The organism is Pseudovibrio exalbescens DSM 16456 (genome assembly GCF_000422785.1).
Lineage (GTDB): Bacteria > Pseudomonadota > Alphaproteobacteria > Rhizobiales > Stappiaceae > Pseudovibrio > Pseudovibrio exalbescens.
The window spans coordinates 199111-215695 of record NZ_KE383918.1 but is presented as its reverse complement, the minus strand read 5'-3'; the positions used below and the strand labels follow the sequence as shown (position 1 = coordinate 215695).

Annotated in this window: 17 protein-coding genes; 5 read left to right on the top strand and 12 right to left on the bottom strand. The window is 56.8% G+C overall.

Annotated features, from left to right (window positions below; translation table 11 throughout):
* Positions 1 to 36 precede the first annotated feature (36 nt).
* From G512_RS0115650 to G512_RS0115635, 4 genes are all read right to left on the bottom strand, one after another.
* Positions 37 to 681, bottom strand: a complete 645-nt coding sequence (locus G512_RS0115650; protein ID WP_036489875.1) for a GNAT family N-acetyltransferase — start codon at positions 679 to 681, stop codon at positions 37 to 39.
* Between the two features lie 25 nt (positions 682 to 706).
* Positions 707 to 1990, bottom strand: a complete 1284-nt coding sequence (locus G512_RS0115645; protein WP_028482528.1) for a M16 family metallopeptidase — start codon at positions 1988 to 1990, stop codon at positions 707 to 709.
* A gap of 1 nt (position 1991) precedes the next feature.
* Positions 1992 to 3398, bottom strand: coding sequence for a threonine synthase (gene thrC, locus G512_RS0115640; RefSeq protein WP_028482527.1), 1407 nt, complete (start codon positions 3396 to 3398; stop codon positions 1992 to 1994).
* 239 nt (positions 3399 to 3637) lie between these two features.
* Positions 3638 to 4234, bottom strand: a complete 597-nt coding sequence (locus G512_RS0115635; protein WP_028482526.1) for a YqgE/AlgH family protein — start codon at positions 4232 to 4234, stop codon at positions 3638 to 3640.
* A 221-nt stretch (positions 4235 to 4455) separates the two neighbouring features.
* On the opposite strand from G512_RS0115635, the gene G512_RS0115630 reads away from it, so the two are divergent.
* Together G512_RS0115630 and G512_RS0115625 are read left to right on the top strand one after the other, a co-directional pair.
* On the top strand, positions 4456 to 5316 hold the full coding sequence (locus G512_RS0115630) for a protein-disulfide reductase DsbD domain-containing protein (RefSeq protein ID WP_208975038.1): 861 nt from the start codon (positions 4456 to 4458) through the stop codon (positions 5314 to 5316).
* 170 nt (positions 5317 to 5486) lie between these two features.
* On the top strand, positions 5487 to 5972 hold the full coding sequence (locus G512_RS0115625; protein ID WP_028482524.1) for a peroxiredoxin: 486 nt from the start codon (positions 5487 to 5489) through the stop codon (positions 5970 to 5972).
* A gap of 114 nt (positions 5973 to 6086) precedes the next feature.
* On the opposite strand, the gene G512_RS21425 is transcribed toward G512_RS0115625, so the two are convergent.
* The 8 genes from G512_RS21425 to coxB all read right to left on the bottom strand — a co-directional run bounded on the left by G512_RS21425 (position 6087) and on the right by coxB (position 12985).
* A complete protein-coding gene (locus G512_RS21425; RefSeq protein WP_051269450.1) occupies positions 6087 to 7109 on the bottom strand; it encodes an SURF1 family protein in 1023 nt (340 codons plus the stop codon).
* Positions 7099 to 7497, bottom strand: coding sequence for a DUF983 domain-containing protein (locus G512_RS0115615; RefSeq protein WP_028482523.1), 399 nt, complete (start codon positions 7495 to 7497; stop codon positions 7099 to 7101). The genes G512_RS21425 and G512_RS0115615 overlap by 11 nt, the downstream gene beginning before the upstream one ends.
* Before the next feature lie 104 nt (positions 7498 to 7601).
* Positions 7602 to 8489, bottom strand: a complete 888-nt coding sequence (locus G512_RS0115610; protein ID WP_028482522.1) for a cytochrome c oxidase subunit 3 — start codon at positions 8487 to 8489, stop codon at positions 7602 to 7604.
* A gap of 52 nt (positions 8490 to 8541) precedes the next feature.
* Positions 8542 to 9156, bottom strand: a complete 615-nt coding sequence (locus G512_RS0115605) for a cytochrome c oxidase assembly protein (protein WP_028482521.1) — start codon at positions 9154 to 9156, stop codon at positions 8542 to 8544.
* A gap of 24 nt (positions 9157 to 9180) precedes the next feature.
* Entirely contained in the window at positions 9181 to 9348 is a 168-nt protein-coding gene (locus G512_RS22735) for a hypothetical protein (RefSeq protein ID WP_169568626.1), read from the bottom strand.
* Between the two features lie 2 nt (positions 9349 to 9350).
* Positions 9351 to 10289 (bottom strand): heme o synthase, encoded by a 939-nt coding sequence (locus tag G512_RS0115595; RefSeq protein ID WP_028482520.1) that lies wholly within the window; start codon positions 10287 to 10289, stop codon positions 9351 to 9353.
* 139 nt (positions 10290 to 10428) lie between these two features.
* Complete coding sequence (ctaD, locus tag G512_RS0115585) at positions 10429 to 12021, bottom strand: cytochrome c oxidase subunit I (RefSeq protein WP_028482519.1); 1593 nt, start codon at positions 12019 to 12021, stop codon at positions 10429 to 10431.
* 85 nt (positions 12022 to 12106) lie between these two features.
* A complete protein-coding gene (gene coxB, locus G512_RS0115580; RefSeq protein ID WP_051269519.1) occupies positions 12107 to 12985 on the bottom strand; it encodes a cytochrome c oxidase subunit II in 879 nt (292 codons plus the stop codon).
* A 595-nt stretch (positions 12986 to 13580) separates the two neighbouring features.
* Between coxB and G512_RS0115575 the strand changes: the two genes are divergently transcribed.
* The 3 genes from G512_RS0115575 to G512_RS0115565 all read left to right on the top strand — a co-directional run bounded on the left by G512_RS0115575 (position 13581) and on the right by G512_RS0115565 (position 16414).
* Positions 13581 to 14036, top strand: a complete 456-nt coding sequence (locus G512_RS0115575) for an invasion associated locus B family protein (protein WP_081657509.1) — start codon at positions 13581 to 13583, stop codon at positions 14034 to 14036.
* A 293-nt stretch (positions 14037 to 14329) separates the two neighbouring features.
* Positions 14330 to 15754 (top strand): metalloprotease TldD, encoded by a 1425-nt coding sequence (gene tldD / locus G512_RS0115570; RefSeq protein WP_028482516.1) that lies wholly within the window; start codon positions 14330 to 14332, stop codon positions 15752 to 15754.
* Between the two features lie 33 nt (positions 15755 to 15787).
* A complete protein-coding gene (locus G512_RS0115565) occupies positions 15788 to 16414 on the top strand; it encodes an HAD-IA family hydrolase (protein ID WP_028482515.1) in 627 nt (208 codons plus the stop codon).
* The last annotated feature ends 171 nt before the right edge of the window (positions 16415 to 16585 follow it).

The following is a 16585-nucleotide window of genomic DNA, read 5'->3' as shown; positions in this document are numbered from 1 at the left end:
GCGGCATGGCTTTTGTTTCACGTCCAACCTGCCAAGCTATCGCCTGTTATCCCCATCCCGCTCGTTTTGCGGCGAAAATGTGTCAGAATACTCAACGTCATCTTTCAGGATTGCGAAGAGAATATGATCCTGCCACTGACCATTTATGTAGAGATACCGACGGGCGTACCCCTCCTCGCGAAAGCCAACCCGTTTGAGCAGGTTAATGGAGGCCGTGTTGTGCGGCAAGCAAGCAGCCTCGACCCGGTGGAGTTTCAGATCCTCGAAGACAAACAACAACAAACGCGAAACCGATTGGCGCATGAGCCCCTTGCCAGCGCTGTTGACGCCCATCCAGTACCCCAGCGTTGCGGATTGCGTCACGCCGCGACGAACGTTTGACAAGGTGATGCCCCCGAGCAAGGCACCGGTTTCGCGGTGAAACAGAAAAAACGTGTAGCCAGTACCTTCCCGCCGGTCCTTGGCATAGCGGCGAATTCGCGCTTTGAAAGCCGTACGCAGCAAGTCCGTGGGCGGCCACGTCGGCTCCCACGGCTGCAAAAACTCTCGACTTTCCAGCCGCACCTGACACCAGGCTTCATAATCACTGAATACCGGAGGTCGCATGACGACCTCTCTGGTGGTCAGTGTCGGCTGCTCCTCGCCCCCCGAGAAGCGAAAGAACATGACATCCAAGGTCATGCCTCCCCTGTTTCATTCGGCCGCGTTATTTGGCCAAGACGGTCCGTGCCTCGTTCAGTTTACCCTCCACTGTGGCCAGTGACGGCATGTCCGACTCTGGTCCGACATGTACCAGTGTCGGCTTGCCTCCATGGAAAATGCGCCCTGCAACGCGCTGCACGTCTGCCAGAGTGACGGCATCGACGCGCCTGCGCAACTCCTCAGGATCAATTGTGCGACCATAGATCAGGGTTTGGCGTGCCATCTGAGACGCGCGCGCCGCCGGGCTTTCCAGCGCCATCATCAATCCGGCACGTGTTTGAGCCTTGGCCCGATCCAGCTCTTTTTCCTGCAACTCGGTCACAGCTATGTTGAGTTGCTCCATCAGAACATCCATCAGACTGCCGGCGTGCTCGGCGCTTGTCGCCGAATGAATGGCAAACAGCCCACTGTCTTCGAACGCCCAGTGGAAGGAATAGATCGAGTAACACAGGCCTCGTTTCTCACGGATCTCCTGAAAAAGCCGCGACGACATTCCACCACCCAGTACCGAGGCAAGAATCTGAACGGCATAATAATCTTCATCGTGGAAGGAACATCCCTCAAACCCGAGAACGATCTGGACTTCCTGCAACTCGCGCTTGATGAAGCATTCGCCGCCGACATATTTCGCCGGTTCATGAGCCACTGCGGGCTCTGTTCTCAACGACGAGAACTTTTCGATGGCAAGAGCAACGACGGCCTCGTGATCAACCTGCCCGGATGCGGCCAAAACCATGTTTGAGGCCGTATAATGCTTTGCCATATAGGCCCGGATCGTATCCGGCTGGAAGCTGCGCACCGTCTCCGGCGTGCCAAGTATCGGGCGCCCGAGCGACTGCGCTGGCCATGCGGTCTCCAGCAGTTGGTCAAACGCCTGGTCTTCTGGGGCATCCAGTGCGGCGCCAATCTCTTGAAGGATCACCTGCTTTTCGCGGGTCAGCTCATCCATATCGATGACCGAGTGCTGAAGAATATCGGCGAGAATATCAATTCCGAGGGGCACATCCTCCGCCAACATACGAAGGTAGTAGTTTGTGTGCTCAACACTCGTCGACGCGTTGACATCGCCGCCAACGGCCTCTATTTCCTCAGCAATATCAAGAGCAGAGCGGTTCTTGGTTCCCTTGAACGCCATATGCTCCAGCAGGTGCGTAAGGCCGTTTTCAACTGCCTCTTCGCTGCGCGCCCCGGTCTTCACCCAGACACCGAGAGCCGCTGTCTTGAGGTGGGGCATGGTGTCGGTAAGAACGGTCAGGCCGTTTTCAAGACGAGTACATTTTACTGGCATCTTACACCTTCGCATTCACGGCGCGCGCGGTCAGCAATACCTGATCCTGCACAGCATCCGTTTGCGCGGCGAGTACCGTATAGTTCTCTTCCCGATCATAAAGATCGCTCAAATGAGCTGGCAGCTCAGGATAGCGTCCGCTCGCGTCTTTGACGGCATCCGGGAACTTCGCGGGATGCGCCGTGGCCAGCACGACCATGGGCACGCTGTCCGTGGTATGAGCCTTGGCCACATGCACGCCGGTCGCGGTATGGGGGTCCAACAGATAGGCCGACTGGTCCAGCGTATGCTTGATGGTCGCAGCTACCTCGATTTCCGAGGCGCGCCCAGCGGCGAACTCACGGCGTACGGCTGTCAGAACGCTCTCTTCCAATGCAAAACCACCGGACTGCTTCAGCCCACCCATGTAACGACGAATTTGCGCCCCGTCACGACCGGAGGCTTCAAACAACAAGCGCTCGAAATTGGAAGACACCTGAATGTCCATGGAAGGCGACGTGGTTGGGACCACACCGCGCGTCTCGTAGCGGCCGGTTTCCAGCGTGCGCGCCAAGATGTCATTGCTGTTGGTCGCAATAACGAGCTTGTCAATTGGCAGTCCCATCTTCTTGGCAACGTACCCGGCGAATATATCGCCGAAGTTGCCCGTTGGCACCGTGAAGGACACCTTGCGATGAGGCGCGCCCAGCGCAGTGGCGGCTGTGAAATAGTAAACGATCTGCGCCACTATACGGGCCCAGTTGATGGAGTTCACACCCGCCAAGGACACGTTTTCACGGAACGAGAAGTCGTTGAACAAGTCCTTCAGGATTGCCTGACAATCATCAAAATTGCCGTTCAGAGCCAAAGCGTGGATGTTTTCATCCGAAACAGTCGTCATCTGGCGACGTTGTACGGTAGAAACCCGGCCATTCGGGAAAAGAATGTAAACATCGGTGCGCTCCCGACCGCGGAAGGCATCAATGGCGGCACCACCTGTATCGCCCGAAGTAGCGCCGACAATGGTGGCCCGCTTGTCCTGCTCTGTCAGCACGTGATCCATCAAGCGACCCAGCAACTGCATGGCTACGTCCTTGAAAGCCAGGGTCGTGCCGTGGAACAGTTCCAGGACGAAAGTATTCGGTCCGGTCTGTACCAGAGGCGTCACCGCTTCGTGGGCAAAGGTCGCGTAGGCTGCCTCAATCATCTTCTTGAGGTCGGCCTCGGCAATGGCATCTCCAACGAATGGCGCAATCACTTCATAAGCAACGTGGATGTAGGGTTTTCCCGCAAGGCTGGCGATCTTTTCTGCCGAAAACTGCGGCCATTGGGCTGGGACATATAACCCGCCATCACGCGCCAACCCTGTGAGCAAGACCTCGGAAAAGTTCAGTTCAGGAGCTTCACCGCGCGTACTTACGTATCTCACCACTTACAATCCTTTACGACCAGATATCTCGGGCGCTCTTACCCTTCCAAGGGTGTGCACCGTAGCGACAGCAACCATCTCGGGCAAGCGCGCTGGCGTGCCCGAGACTGTAGTTTTGCCGAAAGACGGGAATAGCAGGTTTCGATGGCGGATGCACCCATGAACACAAGCCAAACAGCGTCTGTCATCCACAATGTGAAACCGGCACCACTGAACAGCTGCAGATACGTTTGTGAGGGTCAGGCGTGACCTGCCTCGCTGGACAACATGCCGGGATCTATCCCCATAAGCCCCAAGGCTGTGCGCCACTTGGCATCCGAGTCCACATCAAAAATCAGAGATGGCTCCGCTTTGCAGGTGAGCCAGCCATTGGCGTGGATTTCCGCCTCCAGCTGACCCGGCGCCCAACCCGCATAACCTAGAGCGAGCATGGCTTGCTTGGGCCCGCGGCCTTCAGCAAGGGCACGCAGAATTTCCACCGTTGCCGTCAGGCAAACGCCTTCCTGAATCGGCAAACTGGAATTTTCGATATAAAAATCATCGGAATGCAGAACAAACCCGCGCCCGGTTTCCACCGGCCCGCCACGATGCACCTGCATGTCGCGCAGGTCTGAAGGCAGCAAGATATCATCGCCTTCCGGCAAAATTTCCAGCTGACTGAGCAGTTCTTCAAAGGTGATGTTGTTGGCTGGCTGATTGAGGACAATCCCCATCGCCCCTTCATCGGAATGCGCGCACAGGTAGATGACTGAATGCGCGAACCGTCCATCTTCCATGGAAGGCATCGCGATCAGAAACTGTCCGTCCATGTAACTGGTGTTATCTTCTGACGGCATGACAAAACCTACTCCCTACCATACTGGGCGCGTGTCCTTTCGAAGCCTACCCTATTGCGTCACCTTTTCAATCTTGGACTTGGAATTTTTACCGGTTGTTTGTCCAATATCCAGAATATCATTGCTGTTGTACCTCACTACTAACAATAGCTCGCGAAGATTTGACCCAAGTGAGATGTTTGTCATTGGCAAGCAAGCGGCGGGTTCTGTAAACGGACTGTATGAAAGTGAAAACTGCCTTTTCCCTCATGGCCATACTGGCCGTCTCCTTATCTTCTCCCGCTGTTGCCGATCTTGCGATCGGCACGGAATGGCAGCGTATGGAGGGCGGCGCCGTGCGCCTGATCCGTGCCAGTACCGCCGAGCCCGACGGGACCTACAAGGCGGGGCTGGAGTTCAAGCTGGAGCCGGGATGGCATACCTATTGGCGGTATCCGGGCGAAGCGGGCATTCCAACGGAAGCGACATTTTCCGGATCAACCAATCTGGCGGATGCGGAGTTGCTGTTTCCGGCCCCAAAGCGCTACAGCGATGGTTTTTCTACCTCTCTGGTTTACAAAGACCGAGTGGTCTTGCCATTGGTATTGCAACGAGAAAGTGCAAACCGAACCGCAGTAGTCAACATGACCGTGAGCTTCGGCGTGTGTCAGCACATCTGTATTCCCGCAGAGCAGCAGCTTTCCCTTGTCCTGCCGCGTACAGGGGCCGCTGATCCGGACGCCGATGCGATCATCAACTCCGCCTTTGCGAGCCTGCCAGCTCGCACCACGGACGAGGCAGGCCCCTTTTCCAAGGTTGAAATCGTAGAAGGCGAGGCCAAGCCAGTGCTGGCAATCGCTGCCGCAGTATCTGCACCTCAGGATGCCGTTGACCTGTTCGTTGAAGGCCCCGCTGGTTCTTACAACGGCGTTCCGGAGCTAGTTGAGATGGACCAGAACACCGCGCATTGGCACTTGCCTTTGACCGGCTTCCCCCGCAGCCAAGACGGATTGGATCTGACCCTGACGCTGGTTACGCCCAATGGTTCTGTTGAACACAAAACCCACATACCCCTTCCGGACGAAGTGAAAAAAAAGTCCTGACCCCGGCTCAAACGCTTGCGATTATACGTTAATATCCTAGGTCTAGGGAAAGTGGTCGGCACATGGCCCCACATCTTACAGTATAGTCTTTCCCCGCGCGGGTGAGCCGCGCGGGGCGCGCGGCCCCAAAGGTCGCAACGCAAGCCACGTTCCGATTGGAGACAGGACCCATGACCATTAAAGTTGGCGATAAACTACCGGATGCCACCTTCAAGACACCGGGCGAAGACGGGCCTAAAAACCTGACCGTAAGCGAGATTTTTGACGGCAAGACGGTTGTTCTTTTCGCAGTACCGGGAGCCTTTACGCCCACTTGCCACATGAACCACCTGCCCAGCTTTCAGAAAAACGCAGCTGCCTTGAAGGCAAACGGCGTAGATCAGATTGCCGTTGTAGCGGTGAATGACGTGTTCGTGATGGACGCTTGGGCCAAACAGACGGGCGCAGGCAACGATATCGTGTTCCTTGCGGATGGTAGCGCCGATTTCACCAAGGCGATCGGCATGGAGCTGGACGCCTCCGGCTTTGGCATGGGCGTGCGCTCACAGCGTTACGCCATGATCGTAAAAGACGGTGTCGTTTCTGCGCTGAATGTGGAAGACTCGCCGGGCGATGCGACCGTTTCTACTGCAGAAGCCGTTCTGGAACTGCTCTGATTTGACGGGCCTCATACAGGCCAATCACCAGGGAGAGGCTCGGTCTCTCCTTGGGCTACGCCTTCCTTAGAGGCCAGCCCAAGAGGCTAGCCCCAGCCATCCTTGCTAACACGGCTATTTTCGCGAACGCCGGTTCTTGATGTTTTGAAACTCGGCCTCAAGTTGCTTCTTCGGATCCCGGCTCGGGCGATCATGAACGTCTGGAGGTGGCACAAGATCAAGGTCGTCCTCTTCATCCGGATCCACCGTCTCTCCCTTGCGTCCCTTGCGCCACATGCTGATGCGGAAAGCGATATAGACTGCGATCAGCGTTGCCGCCAACCCAAACCAAGTAAATGCATATTGCAGGTGGTTGTTGCGGAAGCTGAGCCGGGTTTCGCCCGGCTGCGGCAAGTCGCCAGCGGTTGCAGTGCGCTCATTCACATCAATGGTGTATGGAGCCGTACGTTCCGGATCCAGACCCAAGGCTTCGGCCATCTTGTCCGGCTCGCGAACGAACCATTCGCCGGTCTCGTGGTTGGCACTGGGTGACACGAAACTGGGGGTTTCCGCCCGGCGCGCCAACCCAGTCAACTCCAGCCTCTCCTTGGGCGGGGCCGAACCAAGCCGCGTCGATTGCTCCTTGCGGTCAATGGGGACAAATCCGCGATTTACGAGGACAATCCAACCTTCTTCAGTAGCAAACGGAGCGTATACAAAATATCCCTGCCCGCCATAGGGCCCTCGAGGTTTGTTGAGTGTGTCGAAATAGTAGAGTTCGCCAAGAATGAACCGACCGGTCAAGGTAACGGGCATATAATCGATCACATCAGACGAAAGCTCCGGCCACGCTGCGGGTCCAGGGGCCGGCAGGGGGGCTTCTTTCACCCGTTCCGTGGCGCGGGCAATCAGGGCTTCTTTCCATTCCAGTCGCTCCAACTGCCAGAACCCCAGCGACAGCAGGAAGCCAAAGGAAATCAACGTGAACAACGTCAACCAAAGATACTGACGCCAAAATGGCTTCACCTTTTCGGAGGGCGGCTCTGCTGCTTCGGCTTCCGCCTCGTCGGGGGGCCAGAACTCCAGATCGCTCACGTCAAGATCGGTTTCCTCTGCCGGATCAGGGCCGGTCTTCTTCCATGGCCATTTAATCTTCATCCAGTTTACCCTCCGCCGCCCGGTGCGTGTACTGCCAAACGATCAACAGGCCCTTCAACGGTCTGAGAAGGCCCAGTGCCAAAGCAATGGTCAGCGGTATCCAGAGCGCCATGTGCACCCACACCGGAGGCTGAAAATTCATCTCAACCAGCAGCATGAGGCCAACAACGATCATGCCGATAAACATGATCACAAAAACCGCCGGACCATCGCCGGAATCTGCGGAGGCAAACGAAAGATCGCAGGTCTCACAGTGATCGCGAACCTTCAGAAAACCGGCGAACAACGGCCCTTGTCCGCAACGTGGACAACGCCCCCGCAAGCCTGTTGCAACTGGGTTCGGCACTGCATGCCGCGCCTCGGATCGAGACGGGTTGCGCTCTCCCATTTGTTTCCTCCGTGGCTTTCCTAACGCGTCAACACGGTCTGAAGCTGACCTTACAACAAAAAAGGGCGGCTGCGCCGCCCTTTCTATCTGAAATTACATAGGGCTCATCCACCCCAGATGTAGATGGAGGCGAACAGGAACAGCCACACAACGTCCACGAAGTGCCAATACCAGGCCGCGGCTTCGAAGCCGAAATGCTTCTTGGACGAAAAATGACCCGCACCGGCCCGCAGCAAACAAACAGCCAGAAAAATGGTCCCGACAATCACATGAAAGCCGTGGAACCCGGTCGCCATGTAGAAGGTGGCTCCATAAATGTTGTCGGCAAAACCAAAGGCCGCATGGCTGTACTCGTAAGCCTGAAGGATCGTGAACAGCAAGCCCAGCGTGACCGTTGCCACCAAACCCCACTTCAAGCCTTCGCGGTCTTCATGCAACAAGGCGTGGTGCGCCCATGTCACAGTGGTACCGGACAGAAGAAGGATCAAGGTGTTGAGCAGCGGCAAATGCCACGGATCAAAGGTCTCAATGCCCTGCGGCGGCCAAACACCCCCGGTGTGCTCCACGCGTGCATATTGCGCCGGTTCGGCGAAGAACAGCGAGGCATCGAAGAACGCCCAGAACCAGGCCACGAAGAACATGACCTCTGACACAATGAACAGGATCATGCCATACCGCAGGTGAAGCGACACCACCCGCGTGTGATGGCCCGCATGCGACTCGCGCACCGTATCACGCCACCACATGAACATGGTGTACAGCACAATCGCCAAGCCAATGACGAACAGTCCCCATCCCGTCAAGTCAATGGCGTAGGATGGCGACCCGTCTTCAGCAATATAGGGAAAGAACCCCACGCTGTCGTTGTTGGCCATGCGCATGTAACCAATGGCGCCAATAGCCAGAATGAGCGTTCCCACTGAAGCGATAAACGGCCACGGACTCGGTTCTATAATATGATAATCATGGTCTTTGCTATGAGCTTCAGCCATTCCTATGCTCCCCAGTATTCACCACGCGCATCCCTCCTTGTCGTGGAGCGCTCTATAGCTTCGCTCCGCGTTGTGTGCCCTCGTCCGTCACAACGGAAGCGGTTTCATCACTCTGCTTTTCCTTCACCGGAAAGAACGTGTACGACAGCGTGACTTCTTTGACCTTGTCGAGCCGGTCATCCTCGTCCATGGCCGGGTCAATGAAGAAAAGAACAGGCATGTCAACGCTCTCACCGGCCACCAAAGGTTGCTCGGTAAAGCAGAAACAATCGATCTTGTTGAAGTAGCCCCCCATCTCGGCAGGCGTCACATTAAAAGTGGAGGTTCCCACTGTCTGGTGCCCAGACAGGTTTTCCGCCTTGTAAAACACCTCGGCCATCTGGCCGAGTTTGACACGAACCGTGCGGGTTTCCGCTTCAAAGTCCCACGGCAGGCCCGAGGAGGTGTTCGCGTCGAACCGCACTATGATTTCACGATCAAGAATGGTTTGGCTGCCCGCATCGGCGCGCTGGGTGGTGCCACCATAACCTGTCACTCGGCAAAACAGATCGTAAAGCGGGACCGCTGCATAGGCCATTCCCACCATGCCGGCAAAGATGCCGACACAGATCAGGGCCACTTTCCCGTTCCGCCGGTTTTGAGCTTTGGTCTGATCGTGGTGCGTCATGATGTATTCGGTCCCTCCACTCCCTTACAAGGGTCGATCCATTACGCCGGGACCAAGCTTGATGATGGTCACCGCGTAAAAGATCGCGACCAAAGCCGCCAATGCCACTGCAAGGGCGATGGACCGCCCGCGCCGTTTCTTTTGCTGATCAGCACTCAGAGTGTGTTCGGTGGTGTCCGTCTTGCTTGCCATGTTCAAAGCACTCCTGCGACCACGTTCTCACCCAGCAACCAGGCAAAAAGGCCGGCCAGGTAAAGCAACGAGAATTTGAAGAGGGACAGAGCCGCCTTGCGGGCAAGCTCGCCTTCCCGATGCTGCCAGACGCGCGCCGCGTAGTAGAGGAAGGCAGCGCCCATCAGACCGGCGGCCACGCCATACCAAAGCGTTGCGTAACCCAAAAAGTACGGAGCCATGCCAACCGGCAGCAGGATAACCGAGTAAAGAAGGATCTGATGACGGGTTGCGGTTTCGCCCGCAACCACCGGCATCATCGGAATGCCCGCATCCTTGTAGTCACCGTTCTTCACCAGTGCCAATGCCCAGAAATGCGGCGGCGTCCACGTGAAGGTAATCATGAACAGCGCGATACTTTCCACGCTCACGGTACCCGACATGGCGGCCCACCCGACCACTGGGGGCAATGCGCCCGCTGCGCCACCGATGACGATGTTTTGAGGCGTCGTGCGCTTCAGCCACATGGTATAAATCACCACGTAAAAAAAGATTGTGAACGCCAACAGGCCCGCTGCCACCCAATTGGCAACCAATCCCAAGACCAACACAGACCCACCGGAGAGCGTGGCGCCAAACGCCAATGCCTCTGACGGCGTGATCTTGCCAGCGGGGATAGGTCGATTACGGGTTCGGGACATGATGCGATCTATGTCTGCATCCCACCACATGTTCAGGGCGCCAGAGGCACCTGCACCGATTGCGATACACAGCAGCGAGATGGCGGCAAGCACGGGGTGTTGCGAGGCTGGAGCAAGGACCATACCCACCAAAGCAGTGAAAATAACCAGCGACATGACGCGGGGTTTCAGCAACGCAACATAGTCACCGACGGAGCCCATCCCGCCAACGCTTGCGCTGGTGTCTTCACGGATCGTTTGTGTCTGCTCCAGGAGCGTCATGCACTCACCTCTTGTTCTCGTTCGGGACCTGTTTCTGTCCGGCCCTCATATACGGATCATACGCGGATGACCCGTCTCCCCCTTTTTTCAATGCCCGGGGCTCGGCCAGCCCCGGGGTATCTGTCATGCGAGATGCGTCTTACTTGATCTTCGGCAGCGTCTCGAACTGGTGGAACGGCGGCGGCGAGGACAGCGTCCATTCCAGCGTCTTGGCACCAGCACCCCACGGATTGTCCGTGGCGCTGCGCTTCTTCATGAAGGCTTCGAGCACGCCGAAAAGGAAGATGAATACTGCAAATGCCGAGATGTACGAGCCAATGGACGATACGAAGTTCCAGCCATGGTACGCGTCCGGGTAGTCCGCATAGCGGCGCGGCATCCCTGCAAGACCCAAGAAGTGCTGCGGGAAAAATACGAGGTTTACGCCAACAAACGTCACCCAGAAATGCAGCTTGCCGATGAACTCGTTGTACATGTAGCCCGAGATCTTCGGGAACCAGTAGTACCAGCCAGCAAAGATGGCGAACACGGCACCCAGCGACAGCACGTAATGGAAGTGCGCCACAACGTAATAGGTGTCATGCAGGGCACGGTCGAGACCGGCGTTCGCCAACTGCACCCCGGTCACGCCGCCAATGGTGAACAGGAAGATGAAGCCAATGGCCCATACCATGGGCGTACGGAACTCGATGGATCCGCCCCACATGGTCGCAATCCACGAGAAGATCTTGATGCCAGTTGGTACGGCAATCACCATGGTCGCGAACAGGAAGTAAGCCTGCGTATCGACGGACAGCCCCACGGTGAACATGTGGTGCGCCCAGACCACAAAGCCGACGACGCCAATTGCCACCATGGCATAAGCCATACCGATATAGCCGAACACGGGCTTGTTCGAGAACGTGGATACAATGTGCGACACGATACCGAAGGCCGGCAAGATCAGGATGTAAACTTCCGGGTGACCGAAGAACCAGAACAGATGCTGGAACAGGATCGGGTCTCCGCCGCCAGCCGGCTCGAAGAACGTCGTGCCGAAATTGCGGTCAGTCAAAAGCATGGTAATGGCGCCAGCCAAAACGGGCAGCGACAACAACAGCAGGAACACCGTAACAAGCACCGACCAGACGAACAGCGGCATCTTGTGCAAGGTCATGCCCGGCGCACGCATGTTGAAGATGGTGGTGATGAAGTTGATCGCACCCAGAATGGAGGAGATCCCTGCCACGTGCAGCGCCAGAATGGCAAAGTCCATTGCAGGCCCCGGCTGGCCGGAAGTAGACAGCGGCGGATAGATCGTCCAGCCGCCACCCACGCCGTTTGCCCCCGGAGGTCCAGGCACGAACAGCGACATCAACAGCAGGATGAAGGCCGGCGGCAACAGCCAGAACGAGATGTTGTTCATCCGCGGGAAAGCCATGTCCGGCGCCCCGATCATGATGGGCACGAAGTAGTTGGCAAACCCGCCAATCAATGCCGGCATGACCATGAAGAAGATCATGATCAACGCATGCGACGTGGTGAACACGTTGAACATGTGCGGGTCTGTGAAGTACTGCATGCCCGGATCCTGAAGTTCCAGACGAATGCCGACGGACAGAGCTCCCCCAACAATGCCCGCCATGATGGCAAAGATCAGGTACAGGATACCAATGTCCTTATGGTTGGTGGAATAGACCCACCGCGTCCATCCTGTCGGATGATCATGTGATTGCGCGCCGTACGCAGCCATAGTCGTGCTCCCTCGTAATTTCTGGGGTGGCACGGGCCAACCCGTCCGTTTCGGTCTGGCCACCCCGTCCATATGTGCGCTGGTGTTACCGCGCCGCGACTGCCAGTTCGGTGGCGTCGTCAACCATCGCGGTCTTGCGCTTTTCTTCCTCAATCATGGATGCAAGCATCGTGTTGGCTTCATCGAGATCAGTCTTGGCCGCCTCGGACCATGCCGCGTACTGCTCCGCAGTCACCACCTGAATGGCGATCGGCATGAATGCGTGGTCCTTGCCACACAGCTCAGAACACTGACCGTAGTACATGCCCGGTTCGCGGGCGTTGAACCATGTCTCGTTCAGGCGCCCCGGAACCGCGTCAATCTTCACGCCAAAGGCCGGCATTGCGAACGAGTGGATGACGTCCGCTGCCGTTACCAAGACACGCACATTCGTGTCTTCCGGCACCACCATATTGTAGTCAGCGGCAAGCAGGCGCGGCACGTCGCGCTCTGTCAGGCCCATGGCCTGCATGCGCTCCCGGCGCTGCTCATCGGTCAGCATGATGGAATCGAAGTAAACATCCTCCATCCCCTCATCCATGTACTCGTAACCCCAATACCACTGGTAGCCAGTCGCCTTCACGGTCATCTCGTATTCCGGCACGTCGAGCTGCTTGAACAGCAGGCGGAACGAAGGAACCGAGATCACAACGAGAATGAGGATTGGCACCACGGTCCACACAACCTCGATCATGGTGTTGTGAGAGGTGCGGGACGCGGTCGGATTGGCTCGCTTGTTGAACCGCACCACGCAATAGATGATGAGCCCCAAAACGAACAACGTGATTGCCGACACGATGATCAGGGTGAAATCGTTGAACCAGCGCACATCATCCATCACGGAAGTTGCCGCAGCCTGCATACCCATCTGCCAAGGCTCCGGTTGCGCTGCCATGGCCGCTCCAGCAAAGCCGGCGGTCGCCATGCCCAGCGCCGCGCCGACCGACTTTGAAAGATGACGCTTGAAAAGCTTCGTCACGTCCTGTGCTCCCTATCCCTCAACAGCTGCCGAACAGCTTGAAACCTGTTGCGCATCGCGCTTACTCCCCTTACGGTAGGGGCGTGTGAGGCCGACCTTCCCAAGCAGCCTTACGATGCGACACTTTAGCTTACCATGCTAAAATACGCGATTGCACGTACGTCTCAGCGACGTTTTGCCACACGTACTTTTGATAAATATCAATGCAGAGAGACAAATCATAACAGCTTGAACACCGCAAGCTTTCCTATGAGTTTTCACCTACATACTTATTACTATAGGGCAGGCAGGGACAGCGAAAACCACGGTAATAAAGCTATTTTTGGATATCCCGTGCCCGATTGATGTCATTATCCTTTGGTTGGTGCTATACGTTCCCGCAGTATCGTCAGTTTTCGCAGCAGGGGTCTGACTTTAAGAATTTCGATTCGTGCACCGCAAGGGGTGCGCGCATTGCACCGGTATCGGAGGATGAGCTTTGAATTGCCTGCACCGCTTTGTTAGAGGGCTAATCGCCGCGACCGTCGCGGCTGTCGTTACGATGGGTCTGTCCGGAGCCGCCATCGCACAGGGAGATGTCAAAGCGGTCTATGATGACTGGCAGTTGCGATGTGACATGCCGCCCGGCGCCGAAAGCGAACAATGTGCCCTTATCCAGAATGTCACGGCCGAAGATCGTGAAAATGTCGGCCTTACCGTGATTGTGCTGAACACTGCAGACAAGCAGGGCAGCATCCTTCGGGTTTTGGCGCCCCTGGGCGTACTTCTGCCCTCAGGCCTGGGACTTCGCATTGATGATGAAGACATCGGGCGCGCCGCATTCGTGCGCTGCCTGCCAAACGGCTGTGTTGCAGAGGTCATGCTTGGCAGCGAACTGATCAGCAAGCTTCAGAAGGGTGGGCTGGCGACTTTCATCATCTTCCAGACACCGGAAGAAGGCATTGGCATTCCCATTTCCCTCAAAGGCTTTTCCGAGGGTTTCAAGGCGCTGCCCTGATCATTACCCGCGATACATGCCTTAGCTGAAAAAACGGCCGTCCTTTGAGGCGGCCATTTTTATGAGGCTTGCCAAAGCCGCCAATGAAGACCGCGCACCGCTAGCTCTGCCCCATCAAAACCCACCAGATGTGGCGGGTTTGAGGACCTCCCTTCTGGACACACCTTGTTGCGGCTTGCATTCCCGATGCGAAAGGTGCATCCCTACCCCTCTGGACCACCGGTCAGCCGCCCTTATCTTACCAAGGGCATTCAAGGCCTGTCGCCTGCCACCTGTACGTTGAGGAGTATTCCATGAGTGAGCATCGTATCGACCTGTTAGCCAATGCGGACTTGAGTGAAGAGCAGGCTATTGCCCTCACCAAGACGGCGCTGGCCAGCGCTGACGACGGCGAGCTTTATCTGGAATACACGCAGAGTGAGGGCTTGGTTTTTGATAATGGCCGCTTGAAATCCACCAGTTTTGACAGTTCGCACGGTTTTGGTCTACGAGCTGTTGCTGGCGAAGCAACCGGCTATGCGCATTCCGGTGAAATCTCCGAGGCTGCCCTCAAGCGCGCCAGTGATGCGGTCAAATCCGTACAGGACGGGTACAGCGGCACCTATGCCGACGGCCCGGCACGCACCAATCAAAAGCTTTACACGGACGAGAACCCTATTGGTTCACCAAGCTTTGAAGAAAAGGTTCAGCTGCTTCAGAAGGTGGATGCCTATGCCCGCGCCAAAGACCCAAGGGTCAAGCAGGTAACCGTCTCCATCGTCGGCAACTGGAAAACGGTCGACATCCTGCGCGCCGATGGCTATCGGGTCAGAGATGTGCGTCCGCTGGTGCGTTTCAACGTTTCGATTGTCGCCGGGTCCGGCGATCGTCAGGAATCGGGCAGTTTTGGCCTTGGCGGCCGAGAAGGTTTCGGCGAGTTCGTCGCGGAAACGAGCTGGCAGCAGGCCGTCGACGAAGCCTTGAGGCAGGCTCTTGTCAACCTTGAGGCCATTCCGGCCCCAGCAGGCACGTTTGATGTGGTTCTCGGCAACGGCTGGCCCGGTATTTTGTTGCACGAAGCGGTCGGTCATGGCCTTGAAGGCGACTTCAACCGGAAAAAGACCTCGGCTTTTGCGGGTTTGATGGGGGAACGCGTAGCCGCCAAGGGCGTCACCATCGTGGATGACGGGACGATTGCAAAGCGCCGCGGCTCCTTGTCCGTGGATGATGAAGGCACGCCGACCAATCGCACCCCGCTGATTGAAGATGGTATCCTTGTGGGCTACATGCAGGACCGGCAAAACGCACGCCTGATGGGCATGACACCAACCGGAAACGGTCGCCGGGAGTCCTTTGAGCATCAGCCCATGCCACGCATGACGAATACTGTCATGGAGAATGGTGATAAGGATCCGCAAGAAATCATCGAGAGCGTCAAAGACGGGATTTACGCCGTCTCCTTTGGCGGCGGGCAGGTGGATATCACCTCCGGCAAGTTCGTGTTTTCTTGCACTGAAGCCTACAAGATCGAGAACGGCAAAGTCGGAGCGCCCATCAAGGGTGCCATGCTGATTGGCAATGGACCGGATGCCTTGACCCGTGTTTCCATGATCGGCAACGACATGAAACTGGATCCGGGAATTGGTACTTGCGGCAAGGCAGGTCAGGGCGTCCCGGTTGGCGTGGGGCAACCCTCCATGCGTATCAACGCCATGACAGTGGGTGGCACGGCGACCTGATCCCCCTCGGCTCCAGCCAAACGGAACTGACCTATGATGTCTAACGCGATTGAGTTTGTCATTGTCGATCAGGACGGCGTCCTCTATGACTTCGACGAGAAAGGGCGGGTGGAGGCTTTTGCCCGTCTGGCCGGTCGCCCTGCCGAGGAAGTGGAAGCCGCGATCTGGGGCAGTGGGTTTGATGACGACGCCGATGCCGGCACCCCGGACACGGCAGAGGCCTACCTCGCCGGGTTTTCCGCGCGGCTCGGCTCGCCACTGGCTGCCCATGACTTTTTTCGGGTTCGCCGTTCCATGATGCGGCCCAGTCCGCACGTATTGGCGCTGGCCAACATGGTTGCGGAAACCGTTGAGGCAGCGGTACTTACCAACAACAACATGCTATACAAGCAAGGCTTGGAGATCTGTGCGCCGGAGCTTGTCGAGATATTTGGAGAAAACATTCACGTTTCGGCCGAGTTTGGACGCCGCAAACCTGATCCACAAATTTTTCGCGATCTGTGCGAACGCTACGGTTACCCTACCCACGCCACACTTTTCGTTGACGATAAGCTAACGAATATTGAAGGTGCACAGAAAGCAGGCCTCAAGACACACCTTTTTGAGGATTTCAAAGGCCTGAAGCGCGTCTTGACGGACCACAACCTGCTCGATCACTGAGAGTGCTCACCTTCCTGATCTGACGACCGGCACCTGCAACAGCTTGTCGGGCCGGCCTGAGCCGTCCTGCCCAATTTGGGTATATTCTGTAATTGCTCGTTGAGTAATTATCGCTATCCTTCGAGGAGATTATGCCAAGACGCCCCCATTAACCGTCAAAAATCAGGAACA

Coding starts and splice junctions, on each gene's coding strand:
- G512_RS22735 (WP_169568626.1), bottom strand. CDS start 9,348: ATGGCAAGCAAGACGGACACCACCGAACACACTCTGAGTGCTGATCAG.
- G512_RS0115650 (WP_036489875.1), bottom strand. CDS start 681: ATGACCTTGGATGTCATGTTCTTTCGCTTCTCGGGGGGCGAGGAGCAG.
- G512_RS0115575 (WP_081657509.1), top strand. CDS start 13,581: ATGGGTCTGTCCGGAGCCGCCATCGCACAGGGAGATGTCAAAGCGGTC.
- G512_RS21425 (WP_051269450.1), bottom strand. CDS start 7,109: ATGAAGATTAAATGGCCATGGAAGAAGACCGGCCCTGATCCGGCAGAG.
- G512_RS0115635 (WP_028482526.1), bottom strand. CDS start 4,234: ATGCCGTCAGAAGATAACACCAGTTACATGGACGGACAGTTTCTGATC.
- G512_RS0115625 (WP_028482524.1), top strand. CDS start 5,487: ATGACCATTAAAGTTGGCGATAAACTACCGGATGCCACCTTCAAGACA.
- tldD (WP_028482516.1), top strand. CDS start 14,330: ATGAGTGAGCATCGTATCGACCTGTTAGCCAATGCGGACTTGAGTGAA.
- G512_RS0115610 (WP_028482522.1), bottom strand. CDS start 8,489: ATGGCTGAAGCTCATAGCAAAGACCATGATTATCATATTATAGAACCG.
- G512_RS0115630 (WP_208975038.1), top strand. CDS start 4,456: ATGAAAGTGAAAACTGCCTTTTCCCTCATGGCCATACTGGCCGTCTCC.
- G512_RS0115595 (WP_028482520.1), bottom strand. CDS start 10,289: ATGACGCTCCTGGAGCAGACACAAACGATCCGTGAAGACACCAGCGCA.
- coxB (WP_051269519.1), bottom strand. CDS start 12,985: ATGGCGACCGCCGGCTTTGCTGGAGCGGCCATGGCAGCGCAACCGGAG.
- ctaD (WP_028482519.1), bottom strand. CDS start 12,021: ATGGCTGCGTACGGCGCGCAATCACATGATCATCCGACAGGATGGACG.
- G512_RS0115645 (WP_028482528.1), bottom strand. CDS start 1,990: ATGCCAGTAAAATGTACTCGTCTTGAAAACGGCCTGACCGTTCTTACC.
- G512_RS0115565 (WP_028482515.1), top strand. CDS start 15,788: ATGATGTCTAACGCGATTGAGTTTGTCATTGTCGATCAGGACGGCGTC.
- G512_RS0115605 (WP_028482521.1), bottom strand. CDS start 9,156: ATGACGCACCACGATCAGACCAAAGCTCAAAACCGGCGGAACGGGAAA.
- G512_RS0115615 (WP_028482523.1), bottom strand. CDS start 7,497: ATGGGAGAGCGCAACCCGTCTCGATCCGAGGCGCGGCATGCAGTGCCG.